Genomic DNA, 16,724 nt, shown 5'->3' with positions numbered 1-16,724 from the left:
TCATTAGGTGTGCCAACTTCTCGTTCACTATCTCTAACATACTCAACTTCTGGTTCAATCGGTGTTTCTACTACTTTATCCTTCGCTGCGACTTTAACGATTGTTTCTGTTGGATTTACTACTACTGGTTCTCCTACTCTTTCTGTAATTGTTCCATCTGCTGGATTTACTTCGTAAGTAGTTGTTGTTGTGCGTGAACCCGCTTGTCCTGCTTCTTCTACATTGTCTTGGCCTTTGTCGCGTGTATCATCTTTTACGTATTTCTTAGGTGATAGGATTTCTGTTGTTTCTACTTTATCCTTCGCTGCGACTTTGACAATAGTATTAGTTGGTTCTTTCGTACGAACTGGTTGACCTTCACTTGCTGTAATCTTTCCAGTATTAGGATCCACAGTGTAAATGGTTGTGATAGTGTCTTCACCATCTTCACCTTTAACAGTAGTTGGGGCTGTACCTTTTTCTTTCGTGCTATCTTTTTCATAGATAACAGGGGATGGTACTACTTTCTTCTCGACTGTCGGTTCTTTCGTTTTCCCATAAGTTCGAACGGTTGTTGGAGTTACCTTACCTGTTTTTGGATCAACTGCATAGGTAGTGGTATCAATCACATCGCGACCTTGGTCATCCTTATTCCGTTCAACCTTAGTTTTCGCACCAACTTTAACGACTGTCTTGCCTGCTGGGGTGACGACTGGGTTACCAACGTGTTCTGTGATATGACCGTCGTTTGAATCTACATCGTAAGTGGTTGTTGTAACTGTTTTACCTTTAGCTCCTTCAACGCGTTCATTAGGTGTGCCAACTTCTCGTTCACTATCTCTAACATACTCAACTTCTGGTTCAATCGGGGTTTCTACTACTTTATCCTTCGCTGAAACTTTGACAATTGTTGCTGTTGGATTTACTACTACTGGTTCTCCTACTCTTTCTGTAATTGTTCCATCTACTGGATTTACTTCGTAAGTAGTTGTTGTTGTGCGTGAACCCGCTTGTCCTGCTTCTTCTACATTGTCTTGGCCTTTGTCACGTGTATCATCTTTCACATATTTCTTAGGTGATGGGATTTCTGTTGTTTCTACTTTATCCTTCGCTGCGACTTTGACAATAGTATTAGTTGGTTCTTTCGTACGAACTGGGTGACCTTCACTTGCTGTAATCTTTCCAGTATTAGGATCAACAGTGTAAGTTGTTGTGATAGTGTCTTCACCATCTTCACCTTTAACAGTAGTTGGGGCTGTACCTTTTTCTTTCGTATCATCTTTTTCATAGACAACAAGTGATGGTACTACTCTCTTCTCAACTGTTGGTTCTTTCGTTTTCCCATAAGTTCGAACGGTTGTTGGAGTTACCTTACCTGTTTTTGGATCAACTTCATAGGTAGTGGTATCAATCACATCGCGACCTTGGTCATCCTTATTCCGTTCAACCTTAGTTTTCGCACCAACTTTAACGACTGTCTTGCCTGCTGGGGTGACGACTGGGTTACCAACGTGTTCTGTGATATGACCGTCGTTTGAATCTACATCGTAAGTGGTTGTTGTAACTGTTTTACCTTTAGCTCCTTCAACGCGTTCATTAGGTGTATCAACTTCTCGTTCACCATCTCTAACATACTCAACTTCTGGTTCAATTGGTGCTTCTACTACTTTATCCTTCGCTGCGACTTTGACAATTGTTTCTGTTGGATTTACTACTACTGGTTCTCCTACTCTTTCTGTAATGGTTCCATTTTCTGGATTTACTTCGTAAGTAGTTGTTGTTGTGCGTGAACCCGCTTGTCCTACTTCTTCCACATTTGGTTGATCTTTGTCGCGTATATCATCTTTCACATATCTCTTAGGTGATGGTAGTTCTGTTGTTTCTACTTTATCCTTCGCTGCGACTTTGACAATAGTATTAGTTGGTTCTTTCGTACGAACTGGGTGACCTTCACTTGCTGTAATCTTTCCAGTATTAGGATCAACAGTGTAAGTTGTTGTGATAGTGTCTTCACCATCTTCACCTTTAACAGTAGTTGGGGCTGTACCTTTTTCTTTCGTATCATCTTTTTCATAGACAACAAGTGATGGTACTACTCTCTTCTCAACTGTTGGTTCTTTTGTTGTTCCATAAGTTCGAACGGTTGTTGGAGTTACCTTACCTGTTTTTGGATCAACTGCATAGGTAGTGGTATCAATCACATCACGACCTTCAGAATCTTTAGATTGTTCAACCTTAGTTTTAGCTCCTACTTTAACGATTGTCTTACCTGCTGGGGTGACGACTGGGTTACCAACGTGTTCTGTGATATGACCGTCGTTTGAATCTACATCGTAAGTGGTTGTTGTAACTGTTTTACCTTTAGCTCCTTCAACGCGTTCATTAGGTGTATCAACTTCTCGTTCACCATCTCTAACATACTCAACTTCTGGTTCAATCGGGGTTTCTACTACTTTGTCCTTCGCTGCGACTTTGACAATTGTTGCTGTTGGATTTACTACTACTGGTTCTCCTACTCTTTCTGTAATGGTTCCATTTTCTGGATTTACTTCGTAAGTAGTTGTTGTTGTGCGTGAACCCGCTTGTCCTACTTCTTCTACATTGTCTTGGCCTTTGTCGCGTGTATCATCTTTTACGTATTTCTTAGGTGATGGGAGTTCGGTTGTTTCCACTTTATCCTTCGCTGGAACTTTGATAATAGTATTAGTCGGTTCTTTCGTACGAACTGGCTTGCCTACTGTTGGAGTAATAGCTCCTGTCTTAGGATCTACTGTGTACGTTGTGGTGATGGTGTCTTCTCCAGGAGTTCCTTCTTTTCTAACTGGTTCTGAATCTTTGTCACGACTTTCGTCTTTTTCATAACGAACAATTGGCTCGATTGGCGTAACAACAACTTTAGATTTGGCGCCATCTTGCTTGAACACTTCCTTTTTCTCTATTGAGGTAAGGGAACCCGTACTTGCATTGACTGCGTAAGTTATGGTCTTCTTAACAACATCATCGCCTTCTTTGAGGTATGTAACCTCATCCTTAGCTGGGACTTTGACCACTGTAGGAGTTGACTGTTTGATAACGGGTTTGCCCTTATGCGGAATGAGGCTACCATCTGTAGGATTAACCGTGTAGGTGGTAGTTACTGTGCTTGTACCTGAAGTACCAGCTACTGTGATTTTATCTTCACCTTTGACCTTCGTTGCGTCTTTTTCATAACGAACACTTGGCTTAAGTGGTGTAACCACAACTTTAGATTTGGCACCTTTTGGATTGGCAACGTCTTTCCTTACTGTTGGAGTAAGAGCACCTGTACTGGCATTGACCGCGTAAGTTATGGTCTTCTTAACAACATCATCGCCTTCTTTGAGGTATGTAACCTCATCCTTAGCTGGGACTTTGACCACTGTCGGTTTTGATGGGACTACTACTGCCGGTTCCTCATGCGGAATGAGGCTACCATCTGTCGAATTCACAGTATAAGTTGTAGTGACTGTTCTAGTGCCTGAAGTACCAGCTGTTGTTACATTTTTTCCGCCTTTAGCTCTCGTAGCGTCTCTCTCATAACGAACACTTGGCTGTAATGGCGTAACAACAACCTTAGCCTTGGCACCATTTTGTTTGAAGATTTCCTTTTTTTCTGTTGGAGTAAGAGCACCTGTACTGGCATTGACCGCGTAAGTTGTAGTCTTCTTAACCACATCATCGCCTTCTTTGAGGTATGCAACCTCATCCTTAGCTGGGACTTTGACTACTGTCGGTTTTGATGGGACTACTACTGCCGGTTCTTCATGTGGAACAAGGCTACCATCTGTCGGATTCACAGTATAGGTTGTGGTTACTGTTCTAGTACCTGAAGTACCAGCTGTTGTTACATTAGCTTCACCTTTGACCTTCGTTGCGTCTTTTTCATAACGAACAATTGGCTCAAGTGACGTAACCACAACTGTTGATTTGGCACCATCTTTCTTGAACACTTCATCAAGTGTATTTTTAGTAATCTGTCCTGTATCAGGATCTTTGATACTAACAGTTGTTGACTTAATGATGTCATCTCCGCGTTTACTGTATACAGCAGTTTCGCCAACTTTTTCTAGAGACTTGGCTGTAGTAATCTTAGGATTTCGAAAACCTATCCCATCTAAAGAAACACGTTTTCCTGATATGAATTTCGGTTCCCTATTAATCAGATCATTTTCAAAATAAGAACGTGAGCTATGACCTCCTCTTGTTGGTCCAACATTTATAACAACATCTCTATCATTACTCACACTTTTCCCTATTACGGAATCATTATCGACTATATAATGAGTCATTTTCCCAGCCTTAGCTATTTTTTTACTATCCAAACCTTTTTGCCAAAATTCAGATGAGGAGAAAAGACCTGTTCTTACTTTTGGAGCATTAAATGTTGTTCCTTTTTTTAATACATTATCATAAAAGTTTCTATAAGCCAACTGTTCTTTATTAGACATGACTCTTCTGTCAGAATATGCCAACTCATAGGCTTCAACCATGGCACGCTGAACCAAATATCCTCCTAAAGAATGTCCTGTTAGATAAAGATTGGTGATACTCTTATCCTTAGCCAGTTCCCGCATAATCTCTTCTGCGTCTTTCCCTTGCTGAGGATTGCTACCTGTTCCAAGTACTCCATCAGCCACAATATCTTTCCCATCACTTGTTCCTCGAAACGCTAATACTTGAGCAGTGCCATTTGGTAAAAACGGAAAATCACTCTTTGTTTCAAATAACACTGCATCTAGTCCGCTAGATGTATGATAGCTTTTCTTTCTTTTCCAATAAGGAGCTAATTCATTATTCATCATCATGAACTCATAGCGCGGCTTTGTATCACCACTCTTTTTATATAAGTCCGCCTCTGTTAATATCTTCTTATGATTTAAAACTTTATCAATATAAGCATCATCACGGTAGGACAATTCCATGAACATAATCATATCGCGCTCGCTTACGTTCCATTTTAATTTTTCATCTGACTTTTCGTCACTATCAATAATACCATCACCATCAGTATCTTCTAGTAACGGATGACTGTTATAGCCTACATACTTTTTCCCATTTTTTTCATAAATATAGATTTCATCTTTATCACTCAAATAATCGTTATCTGTATAACCATTCGGTTTTAACTGTTCTCCATCTAGTAATAGGCTATCATACTTATCACCTTCTGAACCGATTATTCCTGCTTTGATTTTTTTAGCATCTTCCTCAGTCAATTCATATTTTTTAATATCGGAAGAGGGAACTGATGCTGCTCTCACCGCTGGAGTGCTTGATCTGTCTTCACCCGCCACGAAATCCCTTGTGGTCAAACTATTATTTTCTGTATCCCCAGATCTGCCGGGTTCTGTAGTCCTTGTAGATCCTATTGGAACATCTCTGGTATCTAACTCAGAAGAAGGATTATTTTGATTATCTAATATAGGTTGCACTGCTTCTCTTTTCTCCACAGAAGGTAGAGAATTTTCCGTAGAAGCCAAGACTCCTTGAGTCGGAGCAAATAAGGAAACCCCTATTAGTACAGATGCCACTCCAACAGAAAACTTTCGAATCGAAAAACGTTGTCGCTTATTAAAAATATCTTTCATTTAATCAAATTTCTTTCTAACTATTTTTCATACACAATATAGAAAACGCTAACATTTTCTGTTAACAAAATCATAATTTTTTCATCTCCTAAAATTTAGGAACTTTACTATACTTTAATACATCGCTTAATACATCACATTTTAAATCCTTTCAATTTTTAAATTACTATTTGTTGTAATAGCTCAACCCAGTCACCCAGTTCATCAGACGGGTTATTTAGGTTACGGACAGAACCGCTTATTTTAGACTACCAAACAACTCTGTAAAAAAGAACCAAGGTTATCTTTTTCTCTTTTATCATCTAGGTCCATTTCCCCATCCGTATGACAATCAATAACCTGCTATTAAAATTTTACTATATTATGGAATAAATCAAAATATTGCACGTTCTATACTGCCATTATATCACAAAGGGTTCATTAAAGGAAAAAAATAACCATTTCTTGATTTTATAAAAAACCAAGAAACGGTATGCTGATTTTAATCTTCTTGAATCTCGATGACGATTTCTTGACCTTCTTGTTCTTCCACAACCACTTTTTCTTCCAGTTGTTCTTTGAAACTGTTCAAGGTCTCTTTAGAAGCTTCTGTTGCCTGATGAGCGCAACATTTTGCTTTTTCAAGGATAGTATCAAGGGTGATTTCACCTGACTCAACCTGTTCTTTGGTTTTCAGAACAAAATCTGTAGCCTGCTCCTTAACTTCTGTCAGTTTTTCACAGACCTGCTCCTTGGCATACTCTGGATCTTCTCTCAAATCATCCAGAAAATCTTGAGCCTGACTGCAAACTTGTTTGCCCTTGTCGCTTGTTAAAAACAAGGCAAGAGCTGCACCTGAAACGGTTCCTAAAAGGATTGAGGATAGTTTACCCATAAGGATTCTCCTTTTTTATTTTTTGAAAAATTTACTGGCAAGACGCAGAGCTGACAAACTTGCCCCAGTCTTGAGTGTTTTTGAACCAGCTGATGAAGCTTTCTTGCTTAAGACACGCGCATGGTCATTGAGGTCTGAAACAGATAGAGATAAATCTGCAACAGCATTAAAGAGTGGATCAATCGTTGCCACCTTGACATTGATATCATCTGCCAAGACATTAACCTTAGCCAGCAATTCATTGGTGTGATGCAAGGTCACATCCACATCTGAAGTCAAGGTTTTAATCGTCTTTTCTGTTTCATCAATAACACGTCCAAGCTTTTGTACAGTGATAATCAGATACACTAAAAATACAATCAAAGCAAGGGCTACAAGAATATATGCAACTTCTAACATTTAGTTTTCCTCCTCTGTAACATAGTAAGGGGCCTTCTTTCGATTTTGATATAGAATGATAAAAATACCTAGTCCGATAAGGACAACTGATACCCATTGGGACACTCGAAGGCCAAAGAACATGAGACTATCTGTTCGCATGCCTTCGATGACCATACGACCGAAACCATACCAAATCAAGTAGAAAGCAGTAATATGACCTCGTCTGAGACTCTTCCATTTTCGTCTAACAATCAGAATCAAGACAAAGCCAAGTAAATTCCATAGAGACTCATAAAGGAAAGTCGGCTGACGGTAGCTCCCCTCTATATACATCTGGTCACGGATAAAACCAGGTAGATAATCCAGATTATCCACTGCTGCACCATAGGCTTCTTGGTTAAAGAAATTGCCCCAGCGACCCAAACTTTGGGCTATCATGACGCTAGGCGCTGCAATATCTAGAAAATCCCAAGTATTAATGAGTTTACGATCAGCAAAGATATAAAGTACAAGAGCCCCAGTTATCAAACCACCGTAAATGGCCAAACCACCATTCCAAATGGCAAAAATCTCTCCTAAATTCTGACTATAGTAATCAAAACGGAAAATGACATAGTAGAGACGGGCTCCTAAAATAGCCAGAGGAAAGGCAATCAAGATAAAATCTAAAATATCGTCTGGTATGATCTTCTTTCTAGGCGCTTCTTTCATGGTCAAATAAACCGCAAGAATCAAGCCTGTTACAATACACAAGGCATACCAACGAATAGCTAGAGGGCCTAGATGAATAGCGATTGGATCAAGCATTAGGCACCTCGTTTTGAGCAATAAGTTTTGTCAAGCGTTCTTCGAACAAACGCGTCGCATCAAAGCCCATTTCCTTAGCACGATAATTCATGGCAGCAGCCTCAATCACGACAGAGATATTACGACCTGTTTTAACTGGAATACGAATACGAGGAATGGCTACGCCAGAAATTTCAAGTTCCTCTGCATTGTTTCCCAGACGATCAAAGGTTTTATGTGTATCGTAATTTTCCAAATAAACAGCCAGCTGGACTTGTGAAGAGTCCTTGACAGCACTGGCACCGTAGAGGCTCATGACATCGATAATCCCAACCCCACGAATTTCAATCAGGTGTCTCAAGATTTCAGCCGGTTCACCCCAAAGAGTAATCTCGTCCTTGGCAAAAATATCGACACGGTCATCAGCTACCAAGCGGTGACCACGTTTGACAAGCTCTAGACCTGTCTCACTCTTACCGATTCCACTATCGCCCTGAATCAAGACACCCATTCCATAGATATCCATCAAGACACCGTGCACACTGGTCCGTTCTGCTAAACGTGAATCCAGATAGCTAGATAACTCTCCAGATAAACGACTGGTTGCCGTACGGCTGGTTAAAATGGCAATCTTACATTCTCTGGCTGCCTTTAACATTTCCTCCGGAACCACCAAACCACGGGCAACAATTACCGCAGGTGTCTCAGGTAGAAACATTTTTTTCAAGACTTGGTAACGGTTGTGAGAGGACATCGAAACGAGGTAGGACCACTCCTTCATCCCCAAGAGCTGGATTCGCTCAGGCGTATAATAGTCAAAATAGCCAGTCATTTCAAGACCAGGTCGCGTAATGTCCGCGGTATTAATTTCCTTTTCAAGTAATTCTGGTTCGCCATAGACAATGTCTAGTCTAAGCTTTTCAATCACTTCTTTTACTAAAACCGACATCATTTCCTCCTTCAAATGAGTTCTTCTCTCTATTATATCAAATTGTAGTAGGATATTTGAGATTTTTGCAGGCTTTGAAGTATTTATTTAAAAGAAAAAGACTAGATTTCTCTAGCCTTTCATTTCTAATTAGAATTTTTTACGTTTACGAGCTGCTTCTGATTTACGTTTACGTTTTACAGAAGGTTTTTCATAGAATTCACGTTTGCGTGTTTCTTGAAGAGTACCAGCTTTAGTAACCGCACGTTTGAAACGACGAAGTGCGTCGTCAAGAGATTCATTCTTACGTACTACTGTTTTAGACATTTTTTTCACTCCCTTCAAGTTCAAGATCTATTCTATTTTACACGTAAAAGGAATAATTGTCAAGAAAAAACTGCCATAAACTTATATTATCTTCAATTTTAATCTTGTTAAAATTGATTAACATTTATAGATGAAAATGATATAATAGTGGCACATATTGATTAGCAAAAATTAGTATTATTTAGAAGTGAATCTATAACATGAAAAGAATCATAAAAATTTGCCCTGTGGTCAGTATTTTAGTTGTAATTTGTTTATTGCTAGGAATTCTTACTACCTTTTTGGGAAGTGTAATGTATGACTTATTTGCATTTCATTCAAAGCCAATTTATTGTTGGCAATACTTTAGTGGTACATTTATGCATGGAAGTAAAGAAGCACCAGTATGGTTTATATGGTTTCATTTAGTTTTAAATACTTTAATGTTACTTCCTTTTGGTGGGCTATTGGAGTATAAAAGGGGATCAAAATATGTATTTTTAGTTTTTATTACTTCTATGATAATATCTTCAATTGCATTCCATATATTAACACAGAATCAAGAAATTCAGGCATCGGGTATCTCTGCTATTGGCTATGCTTTTGTAACGGGTGGGGTGATGAATATGTTTAGTATATGGAAAAATTTCAATTTAGGATTAAAACTATTTTATATCCTTTTAATCGTTCTATCTCTCACCATGCTTCTACCAAATATAACAGGCTGGATTTCAACCTTTCTTCACATGTCAGGAATTGCCAGTTATATCATGGTTTCCAGCATCAACAACTATCGACTGTCTTAATAAAAATCGTATAGTATCATAAAAAATAGTCAATACGATTATATCACAGTTTACAGACATTTAATAATTTTCTATTGGATACCTTTTTATATGAAATATCGACAACTGTTACGGGAATTTACAGAAAAATTTCTTTTAGCAGGATAGTGAACATTTGAAGTAAAAAACCACTCACTCCAAAGAGCAAGTGGTTTTTATACTTTTTATTTTTCTAACAAGCTAAGCGCTTCTGCATCTGCAATAATAGTCACATCAGGGTGGTTTTGTAGGCTACTTGCTGGTAAGTTCTCAGTCACTGGACCAGACACGGTTCCAGCAATGGCTTCTGCTTTTGATTCACCATAAGCAAAGAGAAGGATTGACTTGGCATCCAAGATGTTTTTAATCCCCATTGAAATGGCTTGGGTTGGAACATCTTCAATCTTGTCAAAGAAGCGAGCATTGGCTTCGATAGTAGACTGGTCAAGTTCGACTAGATGTGTTTGACTGTCAAATGGAGTACCAGGCTCATTAAAGCCGATATGTCCATTGCGACCGATTCCCAAGATTTGGAGGTCAACTGGATGGTCAGCCAAAATTTGGTTGTAGCGTTCTACTTCAGCTTCAGCATTGTCCTTAACCCCACGAGGCAAGAAACTTTCTTTAAATGGTTTTTGGTTAAACAAGTTTTCTTGCATGAAGTAACGATAAGACTGTGGGTTGTCCCCATCAAGGCCTACATACTCATCAAGGTTGACACTGGTTAGATTTGAAAAATCAAGGTCACTCTCAACAATTTCCTTGTAAAATTCAAGTGGGCTACTTCCTGTCGCAAGTCCTAGGGTTTGAGCTCCATTGGCTAATTTTTCCTTCAAAATCTCAAAAGCAACTTTTCCACCTTCGATTTGGTTTTCAACTTTAATAACTTTCATCTTTTCATCCTCCGTTTCAATCTATATTTATTATATGGTATAGACCAATTTTTGTCAAGTGAAAACGGTTTAATTTTCAAAAAAAGAGCGTCCAAACTTGAAACATGTTATAATGGATAAGATTAGAACTTAGAAAGAATGAACAAATATATGAATACAGCTGATTTTGATTTCTACTTACCCGAGGAATTGATTGCTCAAACGCCCCTTGAAAAACGAGATGCCTCTAAACTCCTCATTGTCAACCGTGAGACGGGAGAAATGCAGGATAAACACTTCCACTCCATTATTGATATGCTGGAACCTGGTGATGCCCTCGTTATGAACGACACCCGCGTTCTCCCTGCCCGCCTCTATGGTCAAAAGGAAGAAACAGGAGGCCATGTGGAACTTCTCCTGCTCAAAAATACTGCTGGAGACGAGTGGGAAGTTCTGGCAAAACCTGCCAAACGCCTCAAGGTCGGCACTCGCGTTAGCTTTGGTGATGGCCGTCTCAGCGCTGTTGTTACGGAAGAATTGACTCACGGGGGCCGCATTGTCCGCTTTGAATACCAAGGAATTTTCCTAGAAGTTTTGGAAAGTCTGGGAGAAATGCCGCTACCGCCTTATATCCACGAAAAGCTGGATGACCGTGAACGCTATCAAACCGTTTACGCCAAGGAAAGTGGCTCTGCTGCAGCACCGACTGCTGGTCTTCACTTCACCAAAGAACTACTGGCAGAAATCCAAGCCAAGGGGGTTCATCTGGTCTATCTGACTCTTCATGTAGGACTCGGAACCTTTAGACCTGTATCTGTGGACAATCTGGACGAACACGAAATGCACTCAGAATTCTACCAGCTTTCTGAGGAAGCGGCTGCCACTCTTCGCACTGTTAAGGAAAATGGTGGGCGTGTCATCGCTGTTGGAACTACTTCTATCCGCACCTTGGAGACTATTGGTTCCAAGTTTGATGGACAAATACAAGCAGATTCTGGCTGGACCAATATCTTTATCAAACCTGGTTACCAATGGAAGGTTGTCGATGCCTTTTCAACCAACTTCCACCTGCCAAAATCAACTCTGGTCATGTTGGTTTCTGCCTTTGCAGGCCGTGAATTAGTCTTAGAGGCCTATCACCATGCCATCCAAGAACACTACCGCTTCTTTAGTTTCGGTGACGCCATGTTTATCTATTGATTTACATAATCAAAAAACGCATATTATCAGGCATTAAAACCTTGATACTATGCGTTTTGTAATGGATAAAAATTGAGTTAATTTATTCTCAAGCTCGGATCTTTCAAGCTCTGCACACTGGCATTGATCACCGCGCCGACAATCAAAATCTTAGCAATAAGAATAAACCAGAACATCATGACCACCACGACGATGGAACTGAAAAAACGGACGTCCACGAGGTGATTAACATAGTTGTTGATATAAACTGAAAAGATATTGAGCAGGAAGACCAAGGTCAACAAGACAAAGGCACTTCCTGGCAATACATGTCGAATTCGTCGCACCTTAACATTGGGAAGGAAATAATAAAGCATAACCAAGATGGCAAAAATCAAGGCATAGACCAAGGGACCTGTTAGATCCTGCAGGTAATCAAAGAGAGGACTATCCGATTGCCAGTAGCTTTTGATAAGGTTGAGGAGCATGCGGCCAAAAACACTCAGAAAGAGAGCCAAGGCAAAGAGAATCTGCAAACCAAAACTGACAAACAAACTCATGAGTTGATGAGAAATCATCCCTCGATTTTTTGCTACTCCGTAAGCTTTATTAAAGGCTTTCTGTAGGAAATTCATGGATTTTGAAAAGGTCCAGAGGGCTGACAAAACAGCAAAACTCAACAGGCCCGTTGAAGGTTGGGTCAGCACTTCTGTAATAATCTTTGCGACCACATCATACATGGTTTCTGGCAAGAATTCATTGACGACTTTTAAAAAATTAGAAACTGGAATCTGAAAATAGGGGAGGATATTAACTACCACCAAAAGCAGGGGAAAAATCGAAATCAACCAATAGTAGGCTACTGCGACACTGGTCAACTCACTATCTGATGCTTGATAATAATGCAAAAAAGCTTTTAATAAAGGCTTATCTATCAGCTCTTTCCACCACTTTTTCATGTCACACTCCTTCACTTATAATCTGATACTCAATGAAAATCAAAGAGCAAACTAGGAAGCTAGCCACAGGTTGCTCAAAGCACTGCTTTGAGGTTGTAGATAGAGCTGACGTGGTTTGAAGAGATTTTCGAAGAGTATTAACTAATTTCTTCTTACCAATTCCACCATATCATAAGGCAGGGTATTGGCAGCTTCCTTCAGAGAATAGTTCTCTAAGTTATTCACATTTTGTCGTAACTTCTTGGCATACTTGGTCGTAATCAACCGTTTTTCTTCGTATTCGAAAATCAACTTGCGCTCCAGATAATAGCCTCTCAGCATTTCATCGATATTGTTGGGTTTAACACGATTGATAACTCGTTCGACAAAGGCACCACTGGTGATAATAGCTGTTTCTCGGAGACGAGAATCCTGCATGAAGCTGATTAAAGAACTCTTATAAACTCCTTTAAGGTTCTCCAAACTTTCAATAATCATCTCTGTATTTTCTAGATAGAGCTCTGCAATTTGGTCATAGTCAAGGGCTCTGAGTTTCTGTGATTCTTCATTTTTCCAACTGCGAAAGGTCTTGCCTAAGGTAAAGACTTCGTGAAGGAGAAAACGTAAAATCCGCAAGGAAACAAGGAAATAATAGGTCAATCGTGACGCAAACTTACGATTGATACTTTGTTCCATGTTTTTCAAATAACGCTGGTAGACTCGATAGGCACGCTCACTCATCTTGTCCTCTTCGTAAGCCTGTTCTAAACCATCACTTTCAATACTGAGGATGAGAAGTTTCAAGGCCTCCCAGTCTTCTTGAGCCCCCTTATTTTCTTGACTCAGGATAAGGTTCTCTATTCGTCCATGATAATTGTCAATGGCTGCATAGAGAGGGAGCTTATTCTTATGAGTTTCAAGTTCCTTTTCTAACTCCAAAGTAACCTCATTTAAAATAGCGATATGCATGAGATAATCCTTACTTTCTTCCTGTTCATCAGAAAGATGAGGTAAGACCACGAGACCTGTTAAAAAGCTGACAAGCGTCACACCTGCAACAAGGAAAAGTAAGATTGGATATTTCTGCTCCAAATCACTTGGTATCAGAAGAATCGTAGCAATGGACACGGTTCCCTTGACTCCTGAGAAGGTCAAGAGAAGCATGTCCTTCATATACTTATTTAGCTTTTTCTTGAGACGTCTAGTCCTATAGGCATAATAGCCATAAATCATGATAAAACGAATGGCAAAGAGGACAACGGTCAGGGCGACAAGAGATAGCAATAACAGTAAGGGATTATAGATTGGATTGGCCAAGATAGGTTCTGCTATCATTTCCAGCTCCATCCCTAAAATCACAAAGACAGAACCGTTGAGCATAAAGTTCACTGTGTCCCAGACCGTCTCGGTTACCGTATCCACTTGGGCTTCGAGGAGCGTGATTTTCTTAAAACGGCTTGCCTTTAAAATCCCAGCAACTACAACGGCAATAATCCCTGAAACGTGGACTTCTTCTGCCAGGAAGAAGGTTACCAAGGGCAAACTCAATTCCAGAAGGAGCTCACTAGCGATATCCGTTGCTCTCACACTAAGTAAGAAACTATGGAGGAAGCGGTTGGTCATGGCTGTTAAAAAGCCAATCAAAAAACCGCCTAGGATTGAAAAGATGAGCGAACTACTCGCTTGACCAAGGGAAAAGGCTCCAGTTGTCCAAGCTGTCAAAGCTACCTGAAAGGCAACCAATCCAGAAGCATCATTCAAGAGTCCTTCACCTTTAAGAATATTGGACACGCGCTTTGGAAAGCTAAAGCGCTCAGAAAGAGAGGCAAAGGCAACCAAATCCGTAGGGCCAAGTGCCGCCCCAACAGCCAAGCAAGCTGCCAAGGGAAGGCTGAGCCAAAGAAGATGAGCCAAGCCACCCAAACTCAGGGTCGAGATGAAAATCACTGGAAATATGAGATAGATAATGATTCGCCAGTGTTTTAAAATAGCCGTAATATCTGCTTCCTCCGACTCTCGAAAAAGCAAGGGTCCGATAACCAGGGCCAAAAACAGCTCCGTATTAAGGTGAAAGTCGGTATTGGGTAAAAAGAGACCAATCACAATTCCCAACAGAATTTGCACCAAAGGAAGGGGCAAAAAGGGCAGGAGCTTATTGGTTGTACTCGAGACAATCAAGACCAGTAAAAATAGGATGAGGTAAATCAGTAATTCCACGCACGTCCTCCTTAATCTTTTTTACAACAGGATTCAAATATCTCCTTCTGCTCTTTAATCTTTTGATCAATCTTGGAACAATCTTTGTGCTCAATTTTTCGCTGGCACCGTTCCATTTCAAGAGCTACTAATTTTTTCTTGATTTTAAGCATTTTTTTGCTCATATGCGCTTGGTCTAACACACCCACCGCACGTTCGTGGATTGTTGACTCAACAAAATTCTGGCGCATGGCATCTAGCTTTTCACGTAGGTATTGTTTATCCATGTCTATATCTCTCTAATTTCTCAATCATCACTAAAAATGGTGGGTTGTTGACTTGGTTTAAAGTTCGGTAAATGGCAGCTGTGTACTCTTGTTGGTTCAACTGGCTAACAAAATCCAAGACAGCATCCCTCTCGAGGTCGCCTCCATCATGACCATAGTAAATCATAATAGCAATCCGTCCACCTTTGACAAGCAAATGACACAGCTTTTCTAATGCTTCAATAGTTGTCTGAGGTTGGGTAATGACGGACTTATCGGCCGACGGCAGATAACCCAGATTAAAAATTCCTGCTTTGGCTTCTGTCACAAACTGGTCCAGCGTCTCATGACCTTGCAAGATTAACTGGGCATTTGTCAGGCCAGCCTGATGTAAACGCTCTTGCGTCTTTTCCAAGGCTTGCTTTTGGATATCAAAGGCATAGACTTTCTTGGCTAGCTTGGCTAAAAAAAGGGTATCGTGGCCATTTCCCATTGTCGCATCCACAACGATATCATCCTGATTCACAACCTCAGCCAAAAAATCATGTGCCATTTCAAGTGGTCTTTTCATTTTCAAACTCCTGTTTTACAGCCTTGCATCCTTGAACACTTCCACGACGTCGCATTTCAGTTTCAATAGCATTTAGCACTTCCCACTTATTGAGGCTCCACATAGGTCCAATCAGCATATCCCTAGGTGCATCTCCTGTAATTCGATGGATGACAATGTGCTTGGGAATGATTTCCAGTTGATCACAGATGACCTTTACATATTCTTCCTGACTCATCAACTGTAAACGTCCCTCGTGGTAATCCCGTTGCATACGTGTATTAGTCATAAGGTGGAGCAAGTGCAGTTTAATTCCTTGAATATCGTTATCCGTAACACAGCGGCGGACATTTTCAATCATCATCTCATGGGTTTCACCAGGTAAACCATTGATCAAATGAGAAACAATCTCAATCTTGGGATACTTTCTCAAACGCTTGACCGTTTCCACGTACAATTCATAGGAGTGGGCCCGATTAATCAGATCAGAGGTTGCTTCATAAGTAGTCTGCAAGCCCAATTCAACCGTCACATGCATGCGCTCCGACAACTCAGCCAAATATTCGATGGTTTCGTCTGGTAAACAGTCTGGGCGCGTTCCGATATTGATTCCTACTACACCTGGCTCATTGATAGCCTGCTCATAGCGCTCTCGGATGACTTCCACCTTTTCATGGGTGTTGGTAAAATTTTGAAAATAAACCAGATACTTCTGAACATCCGGCCACTTACGGTGCATAAAGTCAATTTCCTTATAAAATTGCTCACGGATAGGCGCGTCCGGTGCTACGATAGCATCTCCAGAACCAGAAACCGTACAAAAAGTACAGCCCCCATGAGCTACAGTTCCATCACGATTGGGACAGTCAAATCCCGCATCAATAGGGACTTTAAAAGTCTTTTCTCCAAAGAGTTTTCGATAATAATCATTCAAGGTATTATAAGATTTCATAACCTTCATTATAACAAAAAACACCCACAATCTCAAAAGCCTGACTTTCCTATAAATTCCTCTGTTTCTCGTTTCCATTAGCCATTT

The 16,724-nt window shown here is 40.3% G+C and carries 14 protein-coding genes; 2 read left to right on the top strand and 12 right to left on the bottom strand.

The features are described from left to right. The 6 genes from B7695_RS01455 to rpsU all read right to left on the bottom strand — a co-directional run. The coding region (locus B7695_RS01455; RefSeq protein WP_084889421.1) for a G5 domain-containing protein at positions 1-5,585 on the bottom strand (5,585 nt) is incomplete at its 3' end. Positions 5,586-6,066: 481 nt separating this feature from the next. Beyond that, positions 6,067-6,459, bottom strand: coding sequence for a YtxH domain-containing protein (locus tag B7695_RS01450; protein ID WP_084889420.1), 393 nt, complete (start codon positions 6,457-6,459; stop codon positions 6,067-6,069). A 15-nt stretch (positions 6,460-6,474) separates the two neighbouring features. After that, the gene (locus B7695_RS01445) at positions 6,475-6,858 is read right to left on the bottom strand and encodes a DUF948 domain-containing protein (protein WP_000895038.1); all 384 of its coding nucleotides are present in this window, start codon (positions 6,856-6,858) and stop codon (positions 6,475-6,477) included. Then, positions 6,859-7,647, bottom strand: a complete 789-nt coding sequence (gene lgt / locus B7695_RS01440) for a prolipoprotein diacylglyceryl transferase (protein ID WP_084889419.1) — start codon at positions 7,645-7,647, stop codon at positions 6,859-6,861. Next, entirely contained in the window at positions 7,640-8,575 is a 936-nt protein-coding gene (gene hprK, locus B7695_RS01435; RefSeq protein ID WP_192855704.1) for an HPr(Ser) kinase/phosphatase, read from the bottom strand. The genes lgt and hprK overlap by 8 nt, the downstream gene beginning before the upstream one ends. Positions 8,576-8,704: 129 nt before the next feature. Next, positions 8,705-8,881 (bottom strand): 30S ribosomal protein S21, encoded by a 177-nt coding sequence (gene rpsU / locus B7695_RS01430; RefSeq protein ID WP_000048054.1) that lies wholly within the window; start codon positions 8,879-8,881, stop codon positions 8,705-8,707. Between the two features lie 200 nt (positions 8,882-9,081). Between rpsU and B7695_RS01425 the strand changes: the two genes are divergently transcribed. Then, positions 9,082-9,666, top strand: coding sequence for a rhomboid family intramembrane serine protease (locus B7695_RS01425; protein ID WP_000821238.1), 585 nt, complete (start codon positions 9,082-9,084; stop codon positions 9,664-9,666). A 203-nt stretch (positions 9,667-9,869) separates the two neighbouring features. Here the strand turns inward: B7695_RS01425 and B7695_RS01420 are convergent, their stop codons facing one another. Continuing rightward, positions 9,870-10,577 carry a glucosamine-6-phosphate deaminase gene (locus tag B7695_RS01420; protein ID WP_000864591.1) on the bottom strand — a complete coding sequence of 236 codons (708 nt, stop codon included), beginning with the start codon at positions 10,575-10,577 and terminating at the stop codon, positions 9,870-9,872. 150 nt (positions 10,578-10,727) lie between these two features. Between B7695_RS01420 and queA the strand changes: the two genes are divergently transcribed. Further along, a complete protein-coding gene (queA, locus tag B7695_RS01415; protein WP_084889426.1) occupies positions 10,728-11,756 on the top strand; it encodes a tRNA preQ1(34) S-adenosylmethionine ribosyltransferase-isomerase QueA in 1,029 nt (342 codons plus the stop codon). Positions 11,757-11,833: 77 nt separating this feature from the next. On the opposite strand, the gene B7695_RS01410 is transcribed toward queA, so the two are convergent. The 5 genes from B7695_RS01410 to mnmL all read right to left on the bottom strand — a co-directional run bounded on the left by B7695_RS01410 (position 11,834) and on the right by mnmL (position 16,646). Next, on the bottom strand, positions 11,834-12,694 hold the full coding sequence (locus B7695_RS01410; RefSeq protein ID WP_084889417.1) for a YihY/virulence factor BrkB family protein: 861 nt from the start codon (positions 12,692-12,694) through the stop codon (positions 11,834-11,836). A 141-nt stretch (positions 12,695-12,835) separates the two neighbouring features. After that, positions 12,836-14,890: a cation:proton antiporter gene (locus tag B7695_RS01405; protein ID WP_084889416.1), complete on the bottom strand. Its 2,055-nt coding sequence runs from the start codon at positions 14,888-14,890 to the stop codon at positions 12,836-12,838. A gap of 11 nt (positions 14,891-14,901) precedes the next feature. After that, positions 14,902-15,156: a hypothetical protein gene (locus B7695_RS01400; RefSeq protein ID WP_033683343.1), complete on the bottom strand. Its 255-nt coding sequence runs from the start codon at positions 15,154-15,156 to the stop codon at positions 14,902-14,904. Further along, entirely contained in the window at positions 15,149-15,706 is a 558-nt protein-coding gene (gene mnmM / locus B7695_RS01395; RefSeq protein ID WP_084889415.1) for a tRNA 5-(aminomethyl)-2-thiouridylate-methyltransferase MnmM, read from the bottom strand. Before mnmM ends, B7695_RS01400 begins: the two co-directional genes overlap by 8 nt. Further along, a complete protein-coding gene (gene mnmL, locus B7695_RS01390) occupies positions 15,690-16,646 on the bottom strand; it encodes a tRNA modification radical SAM protein MnmL/YtqA (protein WP_084889414.1) in 957 nt (318 codons plus the stop codon). Before mnmL ends, mnmM begins: the two co-directional genes overlap by 17 nt. Positions 16,647-16,724 lie beyond the last annotated feature (78 nt).

The organism is Streptococcus mitis, from assembly GCF_002096845.1.
GTDB classification, from domain to species: domain Bacteria; phylum Bacillota; class Bacilli; order Lactobacillales; family Streptococcaceae; genus Streptococcus; species Streptococcus mitis_A.
This window is presented reverse-complemented; position numbering and strand designations above follow the sequence as displayed.